At 58.2% G+C, this 21918-nt stretch carries 19 protein-coding genes; 16 read left to right on the forward strand and 3 right to left on the reverse strand.

Annotation, left to right across the window (positions count from 1 at the left end):
* Nucleotides 1–7 precede the first annotated feature (7 nt).
* Genes KI614_RS07315 through KI614_RS07325 form a run of 3 tightly spaced genes read left to right on the forward strand, consistent with a single transcriptional unit; the run spans nt 8 to nt 4135 of the window.
* Nucleotides 8–1342 (forward strand): DNA recombination protein RmuC, encoded by a 1335-nt coding sequence (locus tag KI614_RS07315; protein WP_226408933.1) that lies wholly within the window; start codon nt 8–10, stop codon nt 1340–1342.
* Entirely contained in the window at nt 1326–1757 is a 432-nt protein-coding gene (locus KI614_RS07320) for a DUF3293 domain-containing protein (protein WP_226408935.1), read from the forward strand. Before KI614_RS07315 ends, KI614_RS07320 begins: the two co-directional genes overlap by 17 nt.
* Entirely contained in the window at nt 1754–4135 is a 2382-nt protein-coding gene (locus KI614_RS07325) for a serine/threonine protein kinase (RefSeq protein WP_226408937.1), read from the forward strand. The genes KI614_RS07320 and KI614_RS07325 overlap by 4 nt, the downstream gene beginning before the upstream one ends.
* Here KI614_RS07325 and KI614_RS07330 read toward each other — a convergent pair whose 3' ends face one another.
* Nucleotides 4136–4963: an outer membrane protein assembly factor BamD gene (locus tag KI614_RS07330; protein WP_226408939.1), complete on the reverse strand. Its 828-nt coding sequence runs from the start codon at nt 4961–4963 to the stop codon at nt 4136–4138.
* Between KI614_RS07330 and rluD the strand changes: the two genes are divergently transcribed.
* From rluD to KI614_RS07345, 3 genes are read left to right on the forward strand one after another with little or no spacing between them, the layout of a single operon-like run.
* A complete protein-coding gene (gene rluD / locus KI614_RS07335; protein ID WP_226408941.1) occupies nt 4962–5918 on the forward strand; it encodes a 23S rRNA pseudouridine(1911/1915/1917) synthase RluD in 957 nt (318 codons plus the stop codon). The genes KI614_RS07330 and rluD overlap by 2 nt on opposite strands.
* Entirely contained in the window at nt 5911–6654 is a 744-nt protein-coding gene (gene pgeF / locus KI614_RS07340) for a peptidoglycan editing factor PgeF (RefSeq protein WP_226408943.1), read from the forward strand. The genes rluD and pgeF overlap by 8 nt, the downstream gene beginning before the upstream one ends.
* A gap of 30 nt (nt 6655–6684) precedes the next feature.
* A complete protein-coding gene (locus KI614_RS07345; protein WP_226408945.1) occupies nt 6685–7452 on the forward strand; it encodes a ZIP family metal transporter in 768 nt (255 codons plus the stop codon).
* A gap of 9 nt (nt 7453–7461) precedes the next feature.
* Here KI614_RS07345 and KI614_RS07350 read toward each other — a convergent pair whose 3' ends face one another.
* Complete coding sequence (locus KI614_RS07350; protein WP_226408947.1) at nt 7462–7767, reverse strand: hypothetical protein; 306 nt, start codon at nt 7765–7767, stop codon at nt 7462–7464.
* A gap of 283 nt (nt 7768–8050) precedes the next feature.
* Between KI614_RS07350 and phaC the strand changes: the two genes are divergently transcribed.
* The 4 genes from phaC to phaR all read left to right on the forward strand — a co-directional run bounded on the left by phaC (nt 8051) and on the right by phaR (nt 12014).
* Entirely contained in the window at nt 8051–9778 is a 1728-nt protein-coding gene (gene phaC / locus KI614_RS07355; RefSeq protein ID WP_226408949.1) for a class I poly(R)-hydroxyalkanoic acid synthase, read from the forward strand.
* Between the two features lie 24 nt (nt 9779–9802).
* Nucleotides 9803–10543, forward strand: a complete 741-nt coding sequence (gene phbB / locus KI614_RS07360; protein WP_226408951.1) for an acetoacetyl-CoA reductase — start codon at nt 9803–9805, stop codon at nt 10541–10543.
* A gap of 44 nt (nt 10544–10587) precedes the next feature.
* Nucleotides 10588–11331: an acetoacetyl-CoA reductase gene (gene phbB, locus KI614_RS07365; protein ID WP_203466447.1), complete on the forward strand. Its 744-nt coding sequence runs from the start codon at nt 10588–10590 to the stop codon at nt 11329–11331.
* Between the two features lie 131 nt (nt 11332–11462).
* Nucleotides 11463–12014 (forward strand): polyhydroxyalkanoate synthesis repressor PhaR, encoded by a 552-nt coding sequence (gene phaR / locus KI614_RS07370; RefSeq protein WP_203466448.1) that lies wholly within the window; start codon nt 11463–11465, stop codon nt 12012–12014.
* 30 nt (nt 12015–12044) lie between these two features.
* Here the strand turns inward: phaR and KI614_RS07375 are convergent, their stop codons facing one another.
* Nucleotides 12045–12518, reverse strand: a complete 474-nt coding sequence (locus KI614_RS07375) for a nucleoside deaminase (protein ID WP_226408953.1) — start codon at nt 12516–12518, stop codon at nt 12045–12047.
* 139 nt (nt 12519–12657) lie between these two features.
* On the opposite strand from KI614_RS07375, the gene smc reads away from it, so the two are divergent.
* Genes smc through KI614_RS07405 form a run of 6 tightly spaced genes read left to right on the forward strand, consistent with a single transcriptional unit; the run spans nt 12658 to nt 21918 of the window.
* The gene (gene smc / locus KI614_RS07380) at nt 12658–16167 is read left to right on the forward strand and encodes a chromosome segregation protein SMC (RefSeq protein WP_226408955.1); all 3510 of its coding nucleotides are present in this window, start codon (nt 12658–12660) and stop codon (nt 16165–16167) included.
* Nucleotides 16168–17418 carry a cell division protein ZipA C-terminal FtsZ-binding domain-containing protein gene (locus tag KI614_RS07385; protein WP_226408957.1) on the forward strand — a complete coding sequence of 417 codons (1251 nt, stop codon included), beginning with the start codon at nt 16168–16170 and terminating at the stop codon, nt 17416–17418.
* On the forward strand, nt 17418–19805 hold the full coding sequence (ligA, locus tag KI614_RS07390) for an NAD-dependent DNA ligase LigA (RefSeq protein WP_226408959.1): 2388 nt from the start codon (nt 17418–17420) through the stop codon (nt 19803–19805). Before KI614_RS07385 ends, ligA begins: the two co-directional genes overlap by 1 nt.
* Nucleotides 19802–20671 (forward strand): UTP--glucose-1-phosphate uridylyltransferase GalU, encoded by an 870-nt coding sequence (galU, locus tag KI614_RS07395; RefSeq protein WP_226408961.1) that lies wholly within the window; start codon nt 19802–19804, stop codon nt 20669–20671. Before ligA ends, galU begins: the two co-directional genes overlap by 4 nt.
* Entirely contained in the window at nt 20672–21217 is a 546-nt protein-coding gene (locus KI614_RS07400) for a hypoxanthine-guanine phosphoribosyltransferase (RefSeq protein ID WP_226408963.1), read from the forward strand.
* Nucleotides 21217–21918, forward strand: a complete 702-nt coding sequence (locus KI614_RS07405) for a class I SAM-dependent methyltransferase (RefSeq protein ID WP_226408965.1) — start codon at nt 21217–21219, stop codon at nt 21916–21918. Before KI614_RS07400 ends, KI614_RS07405 begins: the two co-directional genes overlap by 1 nt.

The following is a 21918-nucleotide window of genomic DNA, read 5'->3' on the forward strand; positions in this document are numbered from 1 at the left end:
GCCGGTCATGAGCGAAAGCATGGGACTGGCCCTGCTGGCCGGGCTCATCGTCACCATCCTGTTGCAGATGGCGATCTTGATGCGTGGCAACCGGCGGCCGGATGATGAGTTGCGCTTCCGCCTGCTGCAGGAAGCCCAGGAAAAAGGCATGGCCAGGCTGGAGCGCGAATTGCGCGAGGAACTGGCGCGCAGCCGGCGCGAGGATGCCGAGGAAGCCTTTCATGATCGGGAGGAGCGGGCGCAATCGTCCACTTTGCTCAGCCAGACGGTAACGACCCAGGTGGCCCAGTTCGGCGCCATGCAGGCTGAGCGCCTGGAAGCCTTTGCCAGTCAGCTGAATCGCTTTTCACTCGGGCTCGATGAGCGTTTCGAACGGTTGAAATTGGCCGTCGAAAGCCGGTTGACCGCGATACAGGCGGACAACGCGATCAAGCTCGAAGAAATGCGCCGAACGGTCGATGAAAAGCTTCATGCCACGCTTGAACAGCGTCTCGGCGAATCGTTCAAGCTGGTCAGCGATCGCCTTGAGCAAGTCCATCGCGGTCTGGGTGAAATGCAGACGCTGGCCGCCGGGGTCGGTGATCTCAAGCGCGTCCTGACCAACGTTAAAACGCGCGGTACCTGGGGCGAGGTTCAACTGTCGGCCTTGCTTGAGCAACTGCTGACCAGCGAACAGTTTGCCGCCAATGTCGTGACCCGGCCGGGGAGCAATGAACGGGTTGATTTTGCCATTCGCCTGCCGGGCAAAGGCGATGGCGCTGTCGTCTGGTTGCCGATCGATGCCAAATTCCCGATCGAGGATTACCAGCGTTTGCTCGAAGCCCAGGATCGGGTTGATCCGGCTGCCATGGAGGATGCTGCGCGGGCCATCGAGCTACGCTTGAAAAGCGAAGCTCGCAGTATTCACGAAAAATATGTCTCGCCGCCGCATACGACCGATTTCGCGCTGCTCTATTTGCCGGTCGAGGGGCTCTATGCCGAGGTTCTGCGCCGTCCCGGTCTTGCCGAAACGCTGCAGCGCGACTGGCGCATCAGCCTGGCTGGGCCGACGACGCTGGCCGCGATGCTGAACAGCTTGCAAATGGGATTCCGTACTTTGGCGATCGAACAGCGTTCGGCGGAGGTCTGGGCTGTGCTGGGGGCGGTCAAGACTGAATTCGGCAAATTTGGCGAGGCGCTGGCGCATACAAAGAAAAAACTCGATGAGGCCAGCAACAGTATTGCCAAGGCTGAAACACGGACGCGTCAGCTGACGCGCAAGCTGAAGGAAGTCGAGGCGCTGCCGGTGGCGGAATCCGAACAATTGATTGGTGTGGTGGAATTTGATGGCGAAGACGACTGAACTGGACGCACTTTATAAAGCAACGACTTATCAGGTTTACCTGCCCGGCGGCGTGGTCCGCTTGCGGCTGGGGCAGCCTTGCCCGGTCCTGGCGGGCTGGATGGAGGAAAATGGCTGCCGCGAATTTGCCATCGTGACAGCTTACAACCCCGGTTCGCAAAAACTGGATCCGACGTTGAATGCCGAACGTCAGGCACAACTGGAGTGTGATTTGCTGGAAGGCAATTACGAACCTTATGCCGGCGAGAATCTGGCTGACGATCCGGCATGGCTGGCTGAGGAAACCTGTTTCATTCCCGATATCGCGCCGGAAGATGCCTGTGCGCTTGGCGAGGAATACGGGCAGAATGCAGTCGTAGTCGGTGGCTCTGATGCCGTGGCACATTTGCTCTGGATTGAACCAACAGCACAATGAACAAGAAAATCGGCCGTTTTGAAGTTCGCGGCGAACTCGGGCGTGGCGCCCAGAGTGTGGTCTATCTCGGCTTCGATCCGCAGTTGCAACGTCAGGTTGCGATCAAGACACTGCATTTCAGCCGGCCCGATCCGGTGCAGAACAAAGTGCTGCTGGATGAGGCAAGGATGGTCAGTAATCTGCACCATCCGAATATCGTGCCTATTTTTGAAGCCGGGGAAGAGGGGGGCGATCTCTATCTGGTTTTTGAATATGTGCCGGGCAAGAATCTGGCTGAGTTCCTGCGCGATAGCGGTGCGCTTTCGCCGGTCAAGGCGGTCAGCATCATCCGGCCGATTCTTGATGCCGTGTCGCAGGCGCATCAGCAAGGCATCATTCACCGCGATCTGAAGCCGTCCAATATCCTGCTCGATGAAAACGGCGTGCCGCGGGTCATGGATTTCGGTATCGCGGCGCGCATTGACGGCCCGAGCGATGTGGCGGGGGAATACACCGGGACGCCGGCCTACATGGCGCCCGAATATATCGAACGGCGCGAGATTAGCGAGCGTTCCGATGTTTTTGCAGCCGGCCTGGTGCTTTTCGAAATGCTGACCGGCCAGCGGGCGGTGGCGGGAGACAATCTTTTCCAAGTGATGCACCGGATTGCCAACGACGATCTCCGCTTGCCCGGCAATGTCGCGGTCGACGAGCGTTTGACCAGCGTTTTGTACAAAGCATTGACCCGCGATCCGGCGGTGCGCTATCAGACTGCACAGCAACTGGCCGAGGCGCTCGACAACTATCTTTCGCCCGAAGAGGATGCTTCCAGGCTGGGGGAGGGAAAGCAGGCAACGCTCGATTTCCTGTTGCGCCGGATGCGCCACAAGAGCGATTTCCCAGCCTTGTCGGAATCGGTCAGCGCGATCAACAAGATCGCCAACAGTGAAACGGAAAGCATCAACAAGCTTTCAAATTCCATCCTCAAGGATTTTGCCCTGACCAACAAATTGTTGCGCTTGGTCAATTCGGCTTACTTTCGGCCGGCAGGGGGAGGCAATATCAGCACAGTTTCGCGCGCAGTTGTCGTCCTGGGTTTTGAGGCCGTGCGCAATATCGCCATCACCGTCCTGCTGTTCGAGCACTTGCAGAACAAGGCAAATGCCAATCAACTGAAAGAAGATTTTCTGCGCGCCAACCTGGCCGGCATCCTGGCCAAGGATATCAGCGCCGTTGCCCAGATGCGCGATCTGGAGCAGACGTTTATCTGCTCCCTGTTCCACAGTCTTGGACGGTTGCTTTCGCAGTTTTATTTCCCGGAAGAAAGTGACGAAGTCCGGCGGGTGATGGCCCAGAAGAACTGCAGTGAGGACAAGGCCGCTTTGCAGGTGCTGGGGATTTCATATGAGGATATGGGCATTGCCATTGCCCGGCAGTGGGGCTTTCCGCCGTTGATCGTCGGTACCCTGCGGCGCTTGCCTGATGGCGAACTGAAAAAGCCGGTCAGCCAGGAAGATCGCTTGCGTGTCCTGTCGAGCATGTCCAATGAATTGTGTTCGGTGATTGCCCAGGCGACACCCGATGCGCGTGACCGGGAAATGAAGAAGCTGATGGCCCGTTTCGCCAATGCCGTGTCGCTCGATCAGCGTGAAATCGAGCAGACGGTTCGGCGTGCGGTTGAAGAGGCTGCCGATTTTGCTCGCATCATTCACTTGAATCTTGGGCAAACCACTTTCGGCAAGCAAATGCGCCTGTTCGCCCAGAGCGGCGCCGCTCCGGTGAAGGCCGATGTCGGCACTGATTCGATGATCGGGACACTGCTAGGTGAAAGTGACCCGCTGGCTGCCATGGTGGAGAGCGTCGACGCTGATGGCGTGCCGAAAATCGATGCCCAGGCCGTGTTGACCGCAGGCATCCAGGACATCAGCAATACCTTGGTCGAAGGCTACAAGCTGAACGATATCCTGCGCATCATTCTGGAGACGATGTACCGGGCAATGGGCTTCAAGCGTGTTGTGCTTTGTATTCGCGATGCCAAGGCCGGTTGCATGCAGGGCCGATTCGGTTTCGGCCCGGAAGCCAATGAAATTGCCAAGGCATTCCGTTTTCCGCTGACTTTTACGCCGGATATTTTCCATGCGGCGACATCGAAAGGGGTTGATATCCTGATCAGCGATATCAACGACCCAAAAATTGCAGAACGAATTCCTGATTGGTACCGGAAGGCTGTCCCGGCGCATTCTTTTATTCTGCTTCCCCTGAACATCAAGGGAAGCCCGGTGGCACTGATTTATGCCGACCGGGATGAGCCTAGCGGGATTTCAATTCCCGAGAAGGAATTGTCCCTGTTGCGCACCTTGCGTAACCAGGCTGTGCTGGCGATCAAACAGGGCGGCTGATTACCAGAGCTGCCACCACGGAACCTTGCGTTCCAGGCCATCCTTGTAATAGCGGCTGGTCGGGTAGTTCTGGCGCATGACGCGATCAGCATCGTCGCGCAGGTCATTCATCGCCAGTTTGTCGTAGGAGGTGACCAGGATGAACATTGCCTCTTCGATCGACGGAGCTTGCGGATAAGTCTTGATGGCTTGTTGCGCCCGGTTGGCAGCAGCAATATACGCACCGCGGCGGGCGTAGTAGCGGGCTACATTGACTTCCTGGGCTGCCATTGAGTTGACCAGGTAATTCAGGCGTTTGAGCGCATCCGGTGTGTATTTGCTTTGCGGGAAACGGGTGGCCAGTTCGCGCAAGGCATCAAACGCTTCGCGTGCCGCCTTGGGGTCGCGTTCGGCAGGATCTTGAGTGCTGATGTAGCCCATCAGGCCGAGATCTTCATTGAAATTAATCAGACCCTTGAGGTAATACACGTAGTCGACCGATGGATGGTTCGGATGCAGCTTGATGAAGCGATCACAGGCTGCCAGGGCAGAGGCCGGCTCATTGCCTTTCCAATAGACATAGCCTAATTCCAGTTGTGCTTGCTGGGCATATCGGCCATAGGGATAGCGCGCCTCAAGTTTTTCAAGGTACTTGGCAGCCTTATCCCAAGTGCCATCGGATTGTGCCTCCTTGGATTCAGCATAGAGTTTTGCAGCCGACCAACCTGTAGTCAGGTCCTGTTCGGCCGGAAGAAGGCCGCAACCGGAAATCAGTATTGCAATGAAAATTGCCAGCAAGCCACGGAAGTGGGCCGGGAATGACTGGAATGCGGGTAAACTTCGCATCATGAACGATCCTATTGAAGATTCCGGCGATTATAGCCGAACTGAGCCGCTCCATCTGACGGTTCCTGACGCGTCTTATGGCCGTCGTCTCGATCAAGTACTGGCTGAGCTTTTGCCGCAGCACTCACGTAACCGCTTGCAGGCTTGGGTGCGGGAAGGTTGCGTCGAAGTTGACGGCAAGCTGGAAGCCGAGCCGAAGCGTAAATTGCTCGGTGGCGAACGGCTGACCATCAACGAACCGCATGATGCCCGGACAAGTGCCGAGCAGCCGGAAGATATTCCCTTAAACATTGTTTTCGAAGATGAAACCCTGCTCGTCATCAACAAGCCCGCCGGGCTGGTGGTGCATCCGGGAAGCGGTAACTGGAGCGGAACGATGATGAATGCCTTGCTGCATCATGCGCCCGCGCTGGCCGAGGTGCCACGAGCCGGTATCGTGCATCGGCTCGACAAGGAAACGAGCGGTTTGCTGGTGGTTGCCAAAACACTGGAGGCACAGACCGACCTGGTGCGGCAGCTTCAGGCACGTACTGTGCGTCGGCAGTATCAGGCGATTGCTGCAGGCGTCATCAAGCGTGATGGCGGTATCGACTCATCGATTGGCCGGCACCCTGTGCAACGGACCAAAATGGCGGTCGTGCCCGAGAATCGTGGCGGAAAGCCAGCCTTGACGTGGTTCCGGGTCATGGAAAACTTCCCTTACTGTACCTACGTCGAGTGCTCGCTTGAAACGGGCCGGACGCACCAGATTCGCGTGCACATGGCCTCCATCGGTCATCCGCTGGTGGGTGATCAGGTCTATGGCAAGCCAAATCCACGCTTGCCGGCGTTTCACCGGCAAGCTTTGCATGCAACCCGCCTGGGCCTGGTGCATCCGCTGACCGGGTTGAAAGTGCAATGGGAAGTGCCGATGCCTGAAGATATGCGCAATCTGCTCGATACCCTGCGTTATGGCTGATTTTCTAATCCCCGACTGGCCGGCACCGGTTAATGTCTGCGCATTGCAGACAACCCGGCTGGGTGGGGTGAGCGAAGCCCCCTGGATGACGCTGAATCTTGGCGATCACGTTGGTGATGCGCCGGCGCATGTCGCCGAAAATCGGGCGATATTGCGTAACCGTTTGCCTGCTGAGCCCCTCTGGTTGCGGCAGGTGCATGGCATAACTGCGGTCGACACTGATTTTGGGGCAAAATTGCCCGAAGCCGATGCTGCCTATGCCCGTTTGCCAGGATATGTTTGTGCCGTCATGACGGCCGATTGCCTGCCGGTCTTGTTTTGCGACAAGGCCGGAACCGTTGTTGCTGCGGCTCATGCCGGCTGGCGCGGGTTGCTTGGAGGGGTGTTGGAAAATACGCTGGCCAGGATGGCCGTGCCCCCTTCTGAGATTCTGGCCTGGTTCGGGCCGGCAATTGGCCCTGACTGTTTCGAGGTGGGTGATGAAGTGCGCGCCGCTTTTGTTTTGCATCATGTCGAGGCGGCGCAAGCATTCAACGTGAGTTCGCCCGGCAAGTGGCTGGCAGATATTTATCTTTTGGCCCGCCAGCGATTGCATGCGGCAGGTGTGTTGTCGATCAGTGGCGGCAACTTGTGCACGGTTAGTGACGCGCAGCAGTTTTTTTCTTATCGCCGCGATGGTGTGACCGGACGAATGGCAAGTCTGATCTGGCTGGCACCATCGGGTTCGGGCGTATAATCCGCGCCTTTCTCCGAGCAGCAGAATTTTGTGAGCACTCTTTCCTGGATTATTGTCGTTTCGCTGGCCGGTGGTGCATTGAGCGTTCTTGCAGCCGCTGCAATGACCTTTGCTGCCGGTACGAACCGCGTTAATGTCCTGATTTCATATGCCATCGGTGCGCTGCTTGGTGCAGCTTTTCTTGAAATATTGCCGCATGCGCTAGAGCATGGGGAACCCCATCGAATGGCTGCCACGGTGCTGTTTGGCATCCTGGCTTTCTTTGTGCTCGAGAAGCTGGTTTTGTGGCGTCACTGTCATCACGATCACTGCGAGGCGCATGAGCCACACGCAGGTGGCCATGACCATGGCCGCTCAGGTTTGCTGATTCTGGTCGGCGATACCTTCCACAATTTTGTCGACGGCATCCTGATTGCTGCCGCTTTTCTCGAAAGCACCGAGCTGGGGATCGTGACTGCGCTGGCCATCATCGCGCATGAAATCCCGCAGGAAGTCGGCGACTATCTGATTTTGCTGCATTCCGGCTACAGCAAGACCAAGGCAATTGTCTTCAATCTGCTTTCCAGTCTGGCGACCTTGCTTGGCGCCATGCTGGCCTACTTTGCACTTGCCGGCTTGTCGGAGTGGATTCCTTATCTGCTCGGCCTGGCTGCTGCCAGCATGATCTATGTTGCGGTGGCTGACCTGATTCCCGGCTTGCATAAGCGGACCGAGCTCAAAGCAACGGTACAGCAGGTGCTGTTGATCGGTCTTGGGATTGCTTCGATCGCCCTGGCCAGGGCGTTGGTCGGCGAGTAGTTTCTGTCCTCAGGGCTGCGTCTGATCAGCCTGATTTTCCGCATTGCGTTTTTCCATTGCTTCCCGGTAACGCTGGCGTTGACGCCGAACTTTGGTTCCCGCCATCCAGATGAAAACGCTGCAAGGTAGTGCGCCATAAAACAGAAAAGAAATGATGCCTGAAACAGCGGTGGGTTCGTTGGCGGCGACCAGGATGGTTACGTACAGCCATCCGATGACAATGATCAGCACAAAAGACATGGTAGCGAAATGTAATCCGGCAAATAGGGCGTTGTTTTTCTGAGCCTGATGCCCGGAAAAATCCGGATTATGCATGTAAATGCGCGCCGAAGCAGCGCTGTCCGGGGTGATGGTTTTGTTTCACTGGCGTACATTGTGTCGCTGCTTGTCATGATGATTGTCTTTTGGGGTTGAGTCGTAGTACTGTCGTCAGTTCGGACGGTGACCGACCGTCAATTTTTAATCCGCATTCGCCAGTTCAGCCAAACACCGCGTCGTTGCGAGGTTTGCAATATGCCGATTAAACATTGACAGCGTTCAGGTCGGTATGCAGAATCCAGAAGCTCAAACCCCGATCAACAGAGAAACGAGACTGCCCATGGCACAGGGATCGAACAGTAACGATGCGTTTTTTGGCTCCGCAATGCAGTTCATGCAGGCCGGGCAGAACATGACGCAGCAGTTCATGGATTATCTCGGCAAGGCAGGCAATCCGGCGGCAGCAGTTCCTCCCGCCGTTGATCCCCAGGCGCTGACGGCATTGCAGAAGCAGTTCATGGATCAGCAGATGTCGTTGTGGCAGTCGGTGCTGACCAGGCAGCAAGGGCAGGGGGAGTCGTTCAAGGTTTCCCCGGAACCCGGCGATCGTCGTTTTTCTGCGCCGGAGTGGCGTGATAGCCCGATTTATGACTACCTGCACCAGGCTTACCTGCTCAATACCCAATACCTGAAGGAATTGGTTGAGGTTATCCCGGCTGAAGATACCAAGGCAAAGAATCGCATGCGCTTTCTGGCGCGTCAGGTAGCCGATGCAATGGCACCTTCGAATTTTGCTGCAACCAATCCAGAATTCATTCAGCGCGCGCTCGATACCAAAGGGCAGAGCATTACCGACGGCATCAATAATCTGATCAAGGATTTTGAAAAAGGCCGTATCTCGATGACCGACGAGTCGGTTTTTGAGGTGGGCGGCAATATCGCCAATACCGAAGGTGCGGTGGTCTTTGAAAATGAATTGATGCAGTTGATTCAATACACGCCGCTGACACCAAAAGTGGGAACGCGTCCGCTGCTGGTTGTTCCGCCGTGCATCAACAAGTTCTACATCATGGACCTGCAGCCGGAGAATTCGCTGATCCGCTTCATGGTCGAGCAGGGTAATACCGTATTCCTCGTTTCCTGGCGCAATCCTCAGGAGGATCATGGTCATTTGACTTGGGATGACTACCTCGAGCATGGCCCGATTGCGGCCTTGCATGTCGTTCAGGATATCTGCAAGGTCAAGCAGGCCAATGCGCTGGGGTTCTGCGTCGGCGGCACTATTCTGACTTCGGCGCTTGGTGTCCTGAAGGCGCGCGGCGAAGATATCGTTGCTTCCTTGACCCTGCTGACCACCTTGCTCGACTTCAGCGATACCGGTGAAATCGGCCTGTTCATCGATGAGCAGGGCCTGGCTGCCCGTGAGGCATCGATTGGCCAGGGAGGGCTGTTGCCGGCGCGTGATCTGGCTAATACCTTCTCTTTCCTGCGAGCCAATGATCTGGTCTGGAATTATGTGACCGGCAATTACCTCAAGGGTCAGAAGCCACAGGCATTCGACCTGCTTTACTGGAATTCCGATTCGACCAACCTGCCAGGCCCGTTCGCCTGTTGGTACATGCGCAATCTGTACAACGACAACAGTCTGCGTGTTGCCGGCAAGCTTGAAATGTGCGGCACCAAGCTCGATCTGGGTACGCTGGACATGCCGGTTTATCTGCTCGCTACGCGTGAAGACCACATTGTTCCCTGGCAGTCGGCTTATCAGAGTACCCGGATTCTCGGCGGTAAAATCCGTTTTGTACTTGGCGCTTCCGGGCATATCGCCGGCGTGATCAATCCGGCCAGCAAGAACAAGCGCAGCTACTGGACCAACGATGATGTCAAATCGGATGCTGAAGGGTGGTTGACCGCAGCAGCCGAGCAAAAGGGAAGCTGGTGGAATGACTGGGCTGCCTGGCTCAAGCCGCTGGCTGGCGATCTTCGTGCGCCGCGCAAACCGGGAAATACAAAGTACAAGCCGATCGAGCCGGCACCGGGTCGCTACGTCAAGGAACGCGCTGTTTAAGTCTTCTGGAGGAGGGTAAAAACAATGTCGAGAGTTGCACTGGTTACGGGTGGTATGGGTGGCTTGGGGGAAGCGGTCTGCATCAAGCTTGCGGCGCTGGGCTACAAGGTGGTGACAACGTATTCGCCGGGCAATACCAAGGTGGATGACTGGCTCAAGTCGATGAACAGCATGGGTTATGGTTTCAAGGCATATCCGTGCGATGTCACCGATTTCGATTCGGCGCGTGCCTGCGTCGAGATCGTCACCGCAGAGGTCGGGCCGGTCGATGTTCTGGTCAATAACGCAGGCATCACCCGCGACATGACCTTCAAGAAAATGACCAAAGGAGACTGGGATGCCGTCATGCACACCAATCTCGATTCAGTCTTCAATATGACCAAGCAGGTCATGGATGGCATGCTGGAGCGCAAGTGGGGCCGCGTCATCAATGTCTCTTCGGTCAATGGCCAGAAAGGTGCTTTCGGGCAGACCAATTATTCTGCGGCCAAAGCCGGGATGCATGGTTTTACCAAGGCTCTGGCGCTGGAAGTGGCCAAGCAGGGTGTCACGGTCAACACCATCTCGCCGGGCTATATCGGCACCAAAATGGTGACGGCTATCCCGCAGGAAATTCTGGATTCAAAAATTCTTCCGCAGATTCCGGTCAATCGACTGGGCAAGCCGGAAGAAATCGCCGGCCTGGTGGCTTACCTGTCTTCCGATGAGGCAGCGTTCGTGACCGGTGCCAATATTTCCATTAACGGCGGCCAGCACATGTTCTGACCGGTGTTTTTTTTAGCAGTATCAACAATAAGGAAGGAAAGACTATGACGCAACGTGTTGCTCTCGTTACCGGCGCTATGGGCGGTCTGGGTACCGCAATTTGCCAGGAACTGGCCAAGGCTGGTCACAAGGTGGTTGCCTCTTATCACCCACAGTTCGACAACAAGGAAGAATGGCTGAAGGAAATGGCTGCTGCCGGTTTCAGCGATTTCGTCTGTGTTCCGGGCGACGTTTCTTCGCTCGAAGATTGTCAAAAAATGGTTGCCGAAGCCGAAGCCGCTCTCGGTCAGGTCGACATCCTGGTGAACAATGCCGGTATCACCCGTGACCGCATGTTTGCCAAGCTGGAAAAGGATGGCTGGGATGCTGTTATCGCCACCAACCTGACCTCGCTGTTCAACATGACCAAGCAAGTCTCTGCCAAGATGGCCGAGCGTGGCTGGGGTCGTATTATCAACATCTCCTCCGTCAACGGCGTCAAGGGGCAGGCTGGCCAGACCAACTACTCCGCTGCCAAGGCTGGTGTGATCGGCTTCACCAAGGCACTGGCTGCCGAACTGGCCGCCAAGGGCGTGACCGTTAACGCCATCTGCCCGGGCTACGTTGCTACCAAGATGGTCATGGCCATCAAGCCGGAAGTTCTGCAGACCATCGTTGACTCCGTCCCGATGAAGCGTCTGGCCAAGCCGGAAGAAATCGGTGGCGCCTGTGCTTACCTGGCTTCTGACATTGCTGCCTTCATGACCGGCGCAACGATGAACATCAACGGTGGCTTGTACTACCAGTAATCCGTAACATGTGTCGCGAAAGTCCATAAAGATCGGGGCTTTCTGCACTGCATCACGAACGGGCGCCTGCGGGCGCCTGTTTTTTTGGCTATAATGTTGCACTGCACATAAAATTTCTCAAGGATCGCTGCATGACCGAACCGGTACGCCTGATCAAGAAATACCCCAATCGTCGTCTGTACGATACCAAGACAAGCGCCTACATCACCCTGGGTGACGTCAAGGATCTGGTCCTGAAGTTCGAGGTTTTCAAGGTTCTGGATGCCAAGAGTTCTGAAGATCTGACCCGCAGCATTCTGCTCCAAATTATTCTTGAAGAAGAGACCGGTGGCATGCCGATGTTCTCGAGCGAGTTGCTTTCCGGCTTCATTCGTTTCTATGGCAGCGCAATGCAGGGTATGTTGGGTAAATACCTTGAAAACAACATGAAGACTTTTGTTGATTTTCAGTCCAAGCTGCAGGAGCAAACGGGCGGCATGTATGCCGGCAGTGACAACGCTCACATGCAGGCCGATTTCTGGGCGCAGTTCCTGAACTTTCAGCAACCTGCCATGCAGAGCATGATGACTGCCTATATGGATCAGTCAAAGAAAATGTTCCAGTCGATGCAGGATCAGCTGCAGAGCCAGACGCGCAACATGTTTACCGGCTTTCAATACACGCCGGAAAAAGAAGAGAAGTAAAGCGAATTTTGCCCTTGCTCGTTGCCAACTCTAGTAGGGTTGGCGGCAGGGGTGTTCAAACCAGCGCACCAGTGGAAGATTCCCATTGGGTAGCGAATGGTGTTCCATTCTGATCTGGCGTGCAGCCAGCGGCAGGTTCAACTCTGCGTAGAGTTCGGCGTCACAGAAACCGATGGCTGCCGCATCGCAGCGCGGATTGGCAAAAACGATCCGACTGATTTTGGCCCAGTAAGCGGCTGACAGACACATGGGGCAGGGTTCGCTCGAGGCATACAGCGTTGCTTCCGGCAGATGAAAATGTCCTGTCGCGGCACAGGCTGAGCGGATGGCAAGAATCTCGGCATGCGCGGTTGGGTCATGGCTGGGAACAACAAGGTTCGATCCTTCACCGATTATTTTCCCGTTGCACACGACGACGGCGCCAAATGGGCCGCCATGGCAGGTTTCAACGTTATGCATGGCAAGCTCGACTGCACGAGTCAGGAATAAACGATCGTGATCCATGTGCGGGTCCTCCTTTGCATGCCTGTACGATTGCCGTTCATGCCGAAGTAATCGACCAAAGTAGGTCGGTGATATTATACGACCCCCGTCACGGCGCGGGATGTCGCCAGTGGCGGCGCCTGCCTGCCGGATCATTTACATGCGACTGACCAAGCTCAAACTCGCCGGCTTCAAATCTTTCGTCGACCCCACCGCTGTTTCCCTTCCCGGGCAACTGGTCGGTGTTGTCGGGCCGAATGGCTGCGGCAAATCCAACATCATGGATGCCGTGCGCTGGGTGCTGGGCGAATCCAAGGCATCCGAACTGCGTGGCGAGTCGATGATGGACGTCATTTTCAATGGCTCATCCAATCGCAAGCCGGTATCGCGTGCCTCCGTCGAACTTATTTTTGAAAACCTGCTCGGTCGCGCCCTGGGGCAGTGGTCGCAGTATGCCGAGTTGTCGGTCAAGCGCACGCTGACCCGCCAGGGACAGTCGGATTACTTCATCAATAACCTGAAAGTCCGGCGCAAGGATATTACCGACCTGTTTCTCGGTACCGGCTTGGGGCCGCGTGCTTACGCCATCATCGGGCAGGGCATGATTTCGCGCATCATCGAAGCGCGACCGGATGATCTGCGGGTTTTTCTTGAAGAAGCGGCAGGTGTTACCCGCTACAAGGAGCGCCGCAAGGAAACGCAGGGTCGCCTGGAAGATACGCGTGAAAATCTGACGCGCGTCGAGGACATTCGTCTCGAACTCGGCAACCAGATGGAAAAGCTTGAAGCTCAAGCCGAGGTTGCCCGGCGCTATCACGCCTTGAACGAACAACTGGTCCAGCGCCAGCAGATTCTTTGGCTGTTGCGCAAACGCGAGGCCGAAGCTGAGCGCCAGCGCGTTGCCCTTGAGGTTGAGCGGGCGGTCACTGAGCTTGAAGCACAGAGTGCTGCCTTGCGTGAAACGGAAGCACGGGCCGAAGAAATGCGCGAGGCACATTTCGCTGCCGGTGATGCCCTGCATCAGGCGCAAAGCGAAATGTACGCGGCCAATGCCGAAGTGGCGCGGCTGGAGGCCGAGATTCGTCATCGCCGTGAATCGCAACGTCAGCTTGAGTCGCGTCTCGCCCAACTGGAGGGTGAGTTGGCTCACTGGAGCGAGATGGCCGAAAAGCTGGCGGCCGATCGTCTGCATTGGGAAGAGTCGCAGGAAATGGCGAAGATGCGCGTCGAGGAGGCTGAAGAGCGGCTCGACCAGCAAATGAACATTGCCCCGCAGGTCGAGGAAAGCCATGCCCAGGCGCTCGAGGAACTGCAGCGTCTGAAAGCCCGCACAACCAACGGCGAGCAGCGACTGGAGGTCGAACTGACCAACAAGACGCATGCCCAGCGTGCCTTGCAAGCCATAATCCAGCGCCGTGAACGCTTGCGCGAGGAGGGCGGTGGGGCTGATGCGCCGGATGCGATGGACCTGGCCGAGAAGGAAGAAGAACTCGCCATGCTGCGCGAGGAACTGGCGGGCGATCAAGACCATTTGCAGCAACTGCAGCAGGAATTGCCGCAACTCGAAACCAGCCGCAAGCAGGTGCAGGCTGACTTGCAGCTCATCGAACGCGAACTGGCTGCCGGACAGGCGCGGCGCTCGGCGCTTGAGCAAATGCAGGCGCGCACTCAGCAAAGCGGCAAACTGCCCGAATGGCTGCGCCGGCACGGGCTGGAAAGTGCGGCACCGCTCTGGCAGCAAATTCATGTCGACGCAGGTTGGGAGTCAGCTGTCGAAGCGGTGTTGCGCGAACGCCTCAGTGCCATCGCCTGCGATGATCCGGCCAAGCTTGAAGAATGGCTGCATGATCGGCCGGATGCGCGATTGAGCGTTGTGCTGTCGGGGGGCATTTCGGCCGAAAACGATACGTCGACCGCAGCAACGCTGGCCGGGCGGATACGGACGGATAATCCGGCACTGCAGGGTGTTCTGGCCGAGTGGCTGGGCAATGTCCTGACGGCCGAAGGGCTGGATGCCGCGCTGGCCATGCGCCAGACGCTGGCGGCGAACGCCGTTGTTGTAACGCGGAGCGGCGATCTGCTGACACGCTCCAGCCTGACCTTTTTTGCACCGGACAAGGGCGAACACGGCTTGCTTGAGCGTCAGCGCGAAATCGAAACGCTGGCTGAAGGCATCGCCGCCTTCGAGGAAAAGTCCGAAAGCATCCGCGAACAGTTGCAGATGCTCGACGAACAGCTTGACGACAAACGTGAGGAAATGACCGAAACCCGGCATTACATCACTGACCGTCAGCAGCGCATTCACACCGTTCAACTCGATGTGCTCAAGCTGAGTCAGGCGATTGACCGCTACCGCGAGCAAAAAGAGCGCTTGCAGGAACAACTGGCCGAACTCGCCGAGGAAGAAGAAACCGAGCGCGAACGAGACATGGCGGCCGAGGAAAAAATCGCCGAAGTACGCGACGGCCTGGGGCGGATTCGCGTGCTGGTCGCTGGCGCCCAGTCCCGTTTGGATGAAGCCGAGCGGGCGGTACGCGCCGAGCGTGAGCGCAATTCCGATTTCGACCGGGCCTTGCGCGAGGCTCAGTATTCGCTGCGTGAGTGCGACAGCAAGCTGCAGGATGTGTTCGTCCAGCAAGCCACCGCCCAACGTGAGTTGAACCGCATCGAAAAGGATCGCAGCCAGTGCGCCGAGCAGGTTGAAGCGGCGCCGCCGGATGTCATGGAAGACAACCTCCAGGCGGCGCTTGAGTTGCGCCAGGAAAAGGAAAAGGCCCTGGCCGACCAGCGTGATGCGCTGGAAGCGGCCACCAATGCCTTGCGCGCTCTCGAAGAGCAGCGTCTGAAAATCGAGCAGGGTCTGGAGCCTTTACGGGTCAGGATCGGCGACTTGAAACTCAAGGAGCAGGCAGCGGCACTGAACACCGAGCAATACGCCCAGCAATTGCTTGAGGCCGGGGCTGACGAAGCTGCCTTGCTGCCCGAACTGGGCAATGCCCGGCCGGCCAGCCTGCAGGGCGAAATTACCCGCCTTGGCAACGCCATCACCGAGCTTGGCGCGGTCAACCTCGCTGCCTTGCAGGAATTGGAAACGGCGACCGAGCGCAAGGGCTATCTCGATGCCCAGTCGGCCGACCTGACCGAAGCCATGGAAACGCTGGAAAACGCCATTCGCCGAATCGACCGTGAAACCCGCGATTTGCTGAAATCGACCTTTGACACGGTCAACGGCCATTTTGGCCAGCTTTTCCCCGAATTGTTCGGTGGCGGTCGGGCCGAATTGGTGATGACCGGCGACGAAATTCTCGATTCCGGCGTGCAGGTCATTGCCCAGCCGCCGGGCAAGAAAAATTCGACCATCCATTTGCTGTCCGGCGGAGAGAAGGCGCTGACCGCCATTGCGCTGGTTTTTTCGATGTTCCAGTTGAATCCGGCGCCATTCTGTCTGCTCGACGAAGTCGATGCGCCGCTGGATGATTCCAACACCGAGCGTTTTTGCGGCATGGTGAAGAAAATGTCAGCCAATACGCAGTTCTTATTTATTTCCCATAATAAAATCGCCATGGAAATGGCCGAGCAACTGGTCGGCGTTACGATGCAGGAGTCCGGCGTTTCCCGTGTGGTGGAAGTCGATATTGAGGAAGCCTTGAAAATGAGGGATGCGGCTTAAATGACCGAGCTTCAGATTGGATTGATCGCTTTGGGGGGCACCGCCGTGGTCGGCGTGTTCGCGTACAACAAATGGCAGGAATATCGCCATCGCAAGCTGGCGGAAGCGGTTTTCCAGCCGCACCACGATGATGTCCTGCTCGGTGATGCACCGAAGCCGGCACGCAAGGTCGAAGCTGCCGTGCGGCACGAGCCGGAAATTCGTGTCGACGAGCCTGTGGCGCCTGTTGAACGCATCGAACCGATGTTCGTCGATGCGCCACAAGCAACCGAGCCGGAACCGGAACCTCAGTCGGAGCCTCGCTATCCAGCGGTTGATCCCGCACCGGCACCGTCTCCGGAAATTGACTCGCCCTTTGCGGCCGATCAGGAACCCGAGCCGCTGCCCGTCGTCGAGGAAGAACAGCCCCTGCAGTCGGTACCTGTACCGGCCGAGTTGCTTGATCCGCGCCTTGAGTTTGTCGTTGCAATGGATATGGTCGAAGCCGTTTCGGCCAGCCAGATTCTGCATTCGCAGCGCGAGTATCTGCAGCGTCTGAGCAAGCCGGTGCACTGGCTGGGCTTCAACGAGCGTACCCGGGAATGGGAGCGCCTGCCGCCGGACAGCAATTTGCCGGTGCGCCGTCTGCGCGTCGGCCTGCAACTGGTCAATCGCCTGGGGCCGGTTTCCGAAGGCGATTTCACGCTATTCACCAACGCCATGCAGGCCCTGGCCGACGAACTGATGGCCGTGGCCGATATGCCGGATATTCGTGTGCTCGATCAGGCCGCCGAGATCGATCGTTTCTGTGCTGCGGTCGACCTCGAAATCGGCATCAATCTGGTCAGCCGGGCCAGCGCCTTTTCCGGCACCAAGATTCGCGCCCTGGCTGAAGCCGCCGGCATGGTGCTCGGTATTGATGGCCTGTTTACCCGCTATGACGACGAAGGTCGGCCGCAATTCAGCCTGCAGAATTACGAAACAGCCCAGTTCACGCCGGATACGGTGCGTACCCTGAGCACGCACGGTCTGACCTTCCTGCTTGATGTGCCGCGTGTTGACCACGGCGAACGTGTTTTCATGCAGATGACCGAGCTGGCCAAGCGTTTTGCCGAAACCCTGCAAGGTGCGCTGGTCGATGACAACCGGCAGCCGCTTTCCGATTCGCAGCTCGAACACATCCGCCGCGAATTCATTGGCAAACCGCAGGCGACGATGGCCAGCTTCGGCCTGTCCGCCGGTTCGGCCCAGGCGCTCCGGCTGTTTTCCTGATGTCCGCAGTGCAGCAGGATATTCAGCGCGCAGCCGCTCTGCGCGCTGAAATCGAACGTCACAACGAGGCCTATTACCTTCAGGATGCGCCGAGCATTCCGGATGCCGAATACGACAAGCTGTTTCGCGAATTGCAGGCACTGGAACAGCAGTTTCCCGAATTGCAGACCGCCGATTCCCCGACGCTGCGGGTTGGCGGTCGGCCGCTGGCTGAGTTCGCCTCGGTGCGCCATGACGTGCCGATGTTGTCGATCCAGACTGAAACTGACACCGAGTCTTCCGGCGCGCTGAATTTCGATGCGCGCGTCCGACGCGAGCTCGAATTGCCCGGTTCGGCACCGGCTATCGATTACGCGGCTGAATTGAAATTCGATGGTTTGGCGATCAGCTTGCGCTACGAGCACGGTGTGCTGGTGCGTGGTGCGACGCGCGGCGATGGCGTGAACGGCGAGGATGTGACGCAGAATTTGCGCACGTTACGCCAGATTCCCCTGCGTCTCAGCGGCGAGGCGCCGCCCTTGCTCGAAGTACGCGGCGAAGCCTACATGCGGCGCGACGATCTCGAACGCTACAACGCAGCGGCCTTGGCGCGTGGCGAAAAGACGCTGGTTAATCCGCGTAACGCTGCGGCCGGCAGTATCCGCCAGCTTGATCCGGCAATTGCCGCCAGCCGGCCCTTGTGTTTCTTCGCTTATGGCCTGGGTGCGGTCGACGGTTGGAATATGCCCGAAACCCACGCTGGCGTGCTCGATGCCCTGGCCGCTTTCGGTTTGCCAGTCTGCGAGCATCGCGCTGTGCTGCAGGGGGGCGAGGCACTGGCCGGTTTTCACCGCCGGATTGCCGAGTTGCGCGACAGCCTGCCTTTCGATATCGATGGTGTGGTGTACAAGGTGAACAGCCTGGCCTTGCAGGCCCGTCTCGGTTTTCGTACCCGCGAGCCGCGCTGGGCCGTGGCCCACAAATATCCGCCGCAAGAGGCGTTGACCGTGGTCGAGGCTATCGACATCCAGGTCGGCCGGACCGGGGCACTGACGCCGGTGGCCCGTCTGGCGCCGGTCTTTGTCGGCGGCGTGACGGTGACCAATGCCACGCTGCACAATGCCGATGAGGTCGAGCGCAAGGGCGGTATCTGCGTCGGCGATACGGTGATCGTGCGCCGTGCCGGCGATGTCATTCCCGAGGTGGTTGGCGTCGTTGCCGAACGTCGGCCGGTCGAGGCGCAGGCGTTCGTGATGCCTGAAGCCTGCCCGGTGTGTGGTTCGCATGTCGTGCGTGAGCAGGGCGAGGCGGTGACGCGGTGCTCTGGCGGCTTTGCCTGCAGTGCGCAGCGTACCCAGGCGATCCTGCATTTTGCCGGGCGGCGGATGATGGATATCGACGGGCTGGGCGAACGTTATGTCGAGCGTCTGGTTGAGTTCGGCTATGTGCATGGCATTGCCGACCTATACCGTCTCAAGCTGGACGATCTGCTTGAAATGAAGCGTCGGGCCGACGAGCGCGACGGTACGGTGCCGGAAACGGTCAAGGCTGGCCAGGCACCGACCCGTTGGGCTGAAAACCTGCTCGACGGCATTGCTGCCAGCCGTCGGCCCAGCCTTGCCCGTTTGCTGTTTGCGCTGGGAATCCGCCATGTCGGCGAGTCGACCGCGAAAACACTGGCCGACTGGCTGGGCAGCGTCGAACGCGTGCGTCGTGCCCCGGCGCCGTTGCTTGCCGTATTGCCTGATATCGGCGCGACAGTCGCGGCGGCAATTGCCGATTTCTTTGCCGAGGAACGCAACGTTCTCGCGGTCGACGAGTTGCTTTGCCCGGAAATCGGCGTGGCACCGGCTGATGAGCACGCACCGCGTGCCACGCTGGCCGATCGTCTGGGCTGGAGCGAGCTTTACGCCGTGCTTGGCGTGCCGCGCTTGACGCCGGTACGAGCCAGGCAACTGGCTTCGGTGATTGATGGTGAAGCCCTGGCAACACAGGGGATCAACGCAGCAACGCTCTCCAGTGCAGGCATTCCGGGCGAAGTGATCACGGCGCTGGGCGACTGGTTGCTGGCGCGCGGCAATCGCGGGTTGCTGGCTGCCGTTGCAAACCGGCGCAAGGAACTGCTGGCCGCCTTGCCACCGGTAAGCGCCCAGGCGGCTGTGGCGGCTCCGCTCGAAGGCAAGACTTTGGTGCTGACCGGCACCATGCCGACGCTCAAGCGCGATCAGGCAAAAGCCATGATCGAAGCGGCCGGCGGCAAAGTGGCCGGTTCGGTCTCGAAGAAAACAGATTATGTCGTGGCCGGCGAAGAGGCTGGCTCGAAACTGGAGAAGGCGCTCGAACTGGGTGTTCCGGTGCTCGATGAAAAAGAATTTTTGAAATTGCTCGAAGAGGGAGTCGAATCATGAAAAAAGTCCGCAAAGCGGTATTCCCGGTGGCTGGCATGGGAACGCGTTTCCTGCCGGCAACCAAGGCCAGCCCGAAGGAAATGTTGCCTATCGTAGACAAGCCGCTGATCCAGTTCGCCGTTGAAGAAGCGGTTGCCGCCGGCATCACCGACATGATTTTTGTCACCGGGCGCTCAAAGCGCTCGATCGAAGACCATTTCGACAAGGCCTATGAGCTGGAAAGCGAACTCGAAGCGCGCGGCAAGAGCGAGTTGCTCGATTTCGTGCGCAACATGATTCCCAAGAACATCAACTGCATCTACATCCGCCAGGCCGAAGCGCTCGGCCTCGGGCATGCCGTGCTGTGCGCCAAGCCGGTGATCGGCGACGAGCCTTTTGCCGTACTGCTGGCCGACGATCTGCTCGATGGCGATACGCCGGTAATGAAGCAGATGACCGATACCTACGATTACTACCGCTGCTCGGTGCTCGGCGTGCAGGATGTGCCGCGCGCTGATACCAAGAGCTACGGTATCGTCGATGCGCGTCGTGTCGCCGATCGTTTGGAGCAGGTCAATGCCATCGTCGAAAAGCCGAAGCCGGAAGATGCGCCGTCCACGCTGGCCGTTGTTGGCCGCTACATTCTGACGCCGCGCATTTTCCATCATCTGGAAAACGTCAAGCCGGGTTCCGGTGGCGAGATCCAGCTGACCGACGGCATTGCCTCGCTGCTCAGCGAAGAGCAGGTTCTGGCTTATCGTTACGACGGTACCCGCTATGACTGCGGCTCCAAGCTCGGCTATCTGCAGGCGACCATGGTTTTCGGCCAGCGCCACCCAGAAGTTGGCCCGGCTTTCGATGCTTACCTGAAGAACATGGTGAAATAAATGGAGCCGAACAAAGCCCGTGCACTGCTCGCCAATGCCGAACTGATTCATTCCGAAGCGGCAATTCAAGGCGCGCTGGTCGAGGTGGCCGGTGCCATTCGCCAGCGTTTGTCCGAGAAAAATCCGCTGGTACTCTGCGTGATGACCGGTGGCGTGATCTTTTGCGGTCAACTGCTGCCCAAGCTCGATTTTCCGCTCGATTTCGACTACCTCCACGCGACGCGCTACGGCCCGGAAACGCAGGGCGGCAAGATTTCCTGGCGCATGGCCCCGTGGACCTCGGTCAAGGGCCGCTCGGTGCTGGTGATCGATGACATTCTCGATGAAGGCGTGACGCTTGCCGCTGTCAAGGAAAGCCTGATGCGTCTCGGTGCGGCCGAAGTCATGCTGGCGGTATTTGCCGACAAGGAAAACGGCAAGCAGAAACCCATTTCAGCCGATTTTGTCGGGTTGACCGTGCCGGATCGCTTTGTCTTTGGCTACGGCATGGATGTCGATGGTGCCTGGCGCAATCTGCCGGCGATTTACGCCATGAAGGACGACTGATGAGCGGTGCGACGGTTGCCGAGTTCATCGCCTATTGGGAAGGCGAGGGGCAGGCTTACGTCCGGCGTGGCGATTACGCCTGGATGGCCGCGCTGGTGCCGGGGCAACGCGTTCTGGAAATTGGCTGCGGCATCGGTTTTGGCACACAGGCGCTGGTCGACCGCAAGCTGGATGTGCTGGCGATTGATTCTCTGCCGGAATGCCTGTCCGCGACCGAAGCCCGGCTACAGGGCAGGGCGGCAACGCTGCTGCAGGTCGATTTGACCGCCCTGAGCGTCGAACAATGCGAACAGATCAAAAGCTTTGCCCCGGAAACGGTGGTTTGCTGGCTGATGGGCGCACCGGCCGATGTGACCGGTGCCAGCGCAAGCGATGCCGGGCGGGCCGTGGCAGCCTATCGTGAAAAAATTCACCGCAGCGTTGCCGAACTGGCCGCGGCCTTGCCGAGCGTGCAGGCGCTGCATCTGGTTGATCGCACCGCAATTGCCTGGCAGGCCAAGGACATCGGACGCGATACACTGGTCAGCTACCATGGCAGCAAAACCCTGCTCGACCTGCCATTGGCCGGTACGCGCAACAACGCGCTCTATCGCAAGCTGGGCGATAAGGTGACCGATCTGGCACCCCAGAGACATCTGCACCCTTCATTCAAGAATGTGGTGCCCGTGCTGGCTTCATTGCTGGCTGAAAGGAAGAAATAA

This window comes from Dechloromonas denitrificans (assembly GCF_020510665.1).
GTDB classification, from domain to species: Bacteria; Pseudomonadota; Gammaproteobacteria; order Burkholderiales; family Rhodocyclaceae; genus Azonexus; species Azonexus denitrificans_B.

Bases quoted from the DNA above. Each gene is read 5' to 3' on its own strand.
- KI614_RS07315 (WP_226408933.1), top strand. From the start codon at position 8: ATGAGCGAAAGCATGGGACTGGCCCTGCTGGCCGGGCTCATCGTCACC.
- KI614_RS07320 (WP_226408935.1), top strand. From the start codon at position 1,326: ATGGCGAAGACGACTGAACTGGACGCACTTTATAAAGCAACGACTTAT.
- KI614_RS07325 (WP_226408937.1), top strand. From the start codon at position 1,754: ATGAACAAGAAAATCGGCCGTTTTGAAGTTCGCGGCGAACTCGGGCGT.
- rluD (WP_226408941.1), top strand. From the start codon at position 4,962: ATGAACGATCCTATTGAAGATTCCGGCGATTATAGCCGAACTGAGCCG.
- KI614_RS07330 (WP_226408939.1), bottom strand. From the start codon at position 4,963: ATGATGCGAAGTTTACCCGCATTCCAGTCATTCCCGGCCCACTTCCGT.
- pgeF (WP_226408943.1), top strand. From the start codon at position 5,911: ATGGCTGATTTTCTAATCCCCGACTGGCCGGCACCGGTTAATGTCTGC.
- KI614_RS07350 (WP_226408947.1), bottom strand. From the start codon at position 7,767: ATGCATAATCCGGATTTTTCCGGGCATCAGGCTCAGAAAAACAACGCC.
- phaC (WP_226408949.1), top strand. From the start codon at position 8,051: ATGGCACAGGGATCGAACAGTAACGATGCGTTTTTTGGCTCCGCAATG.
- phbB (WP_226408951.1), top strand. From the start codon at position 9,803: ATGTCGAGAGTTGCACTGGTTACGGGTGGTATGGGTGGCTTGGGGGAA.
- phbB (WP_203466447.1), top strand. From the start codon at position 10,588: ATGACGCAACGTGTTGCTCTCGTTACCGGCGCTATGGGCGGTCTGGGT.
- phaR (WP_203466448.1), top strand. From the start codon at position 11,463: ATGACCGAACCGGTACGCCTGATCAAGAAATACCCCAATCGTCGTCTG.
- KI614_RS07375 (WP_226408953.1), bottom strand. From the start codon at position 12,518: ATGGATCACGATCGTTTATTCCTGACTCGTGCAGTCGAGCTTGCCATG.
- smc (WP_226408955.1), top strand. From the start codon at position 12,658: ATGCGACTGACCAAGCTCAAACTCGCCGGCTTCAAATCTTTCGTCGAC.
- KI614_RS07385 (WP_226408957.1), top strand. From the start codon at position 16,168: ATGACCGAGCTTCAGATTGGATTGATCGCTTTGGGGGGCACCGCCGTG.
- ligA (WP_226408959.1), top strand. From the start codon at position 17,418: ATGTCCGCAGTGCAGCAGGATATTCAGCGCGCAGCCGCTCTGCGCGCT.
- galU (WP_226408961.1), top strand. From the start codon at position 19,802: ATGAAAAAAGTCCGCAAAGCGGTATTCCCGGTGGCTGGCATGGGAACG.
- KI614_RS07400 (WP_226408963.1), top strand. From the start codon at position 20,672: ATGGAGCCGAACAAAGCCCGTGCACTGCTCGCCAATGCCGAACTGATT.
- KI614_RS07405 (WP_226408965.1), top strand. From the start codon at position 21,217: ATGAGCGGTGCGACGGTTGCCGAGTTCATCGCCTATTGGGAAGGCGAG.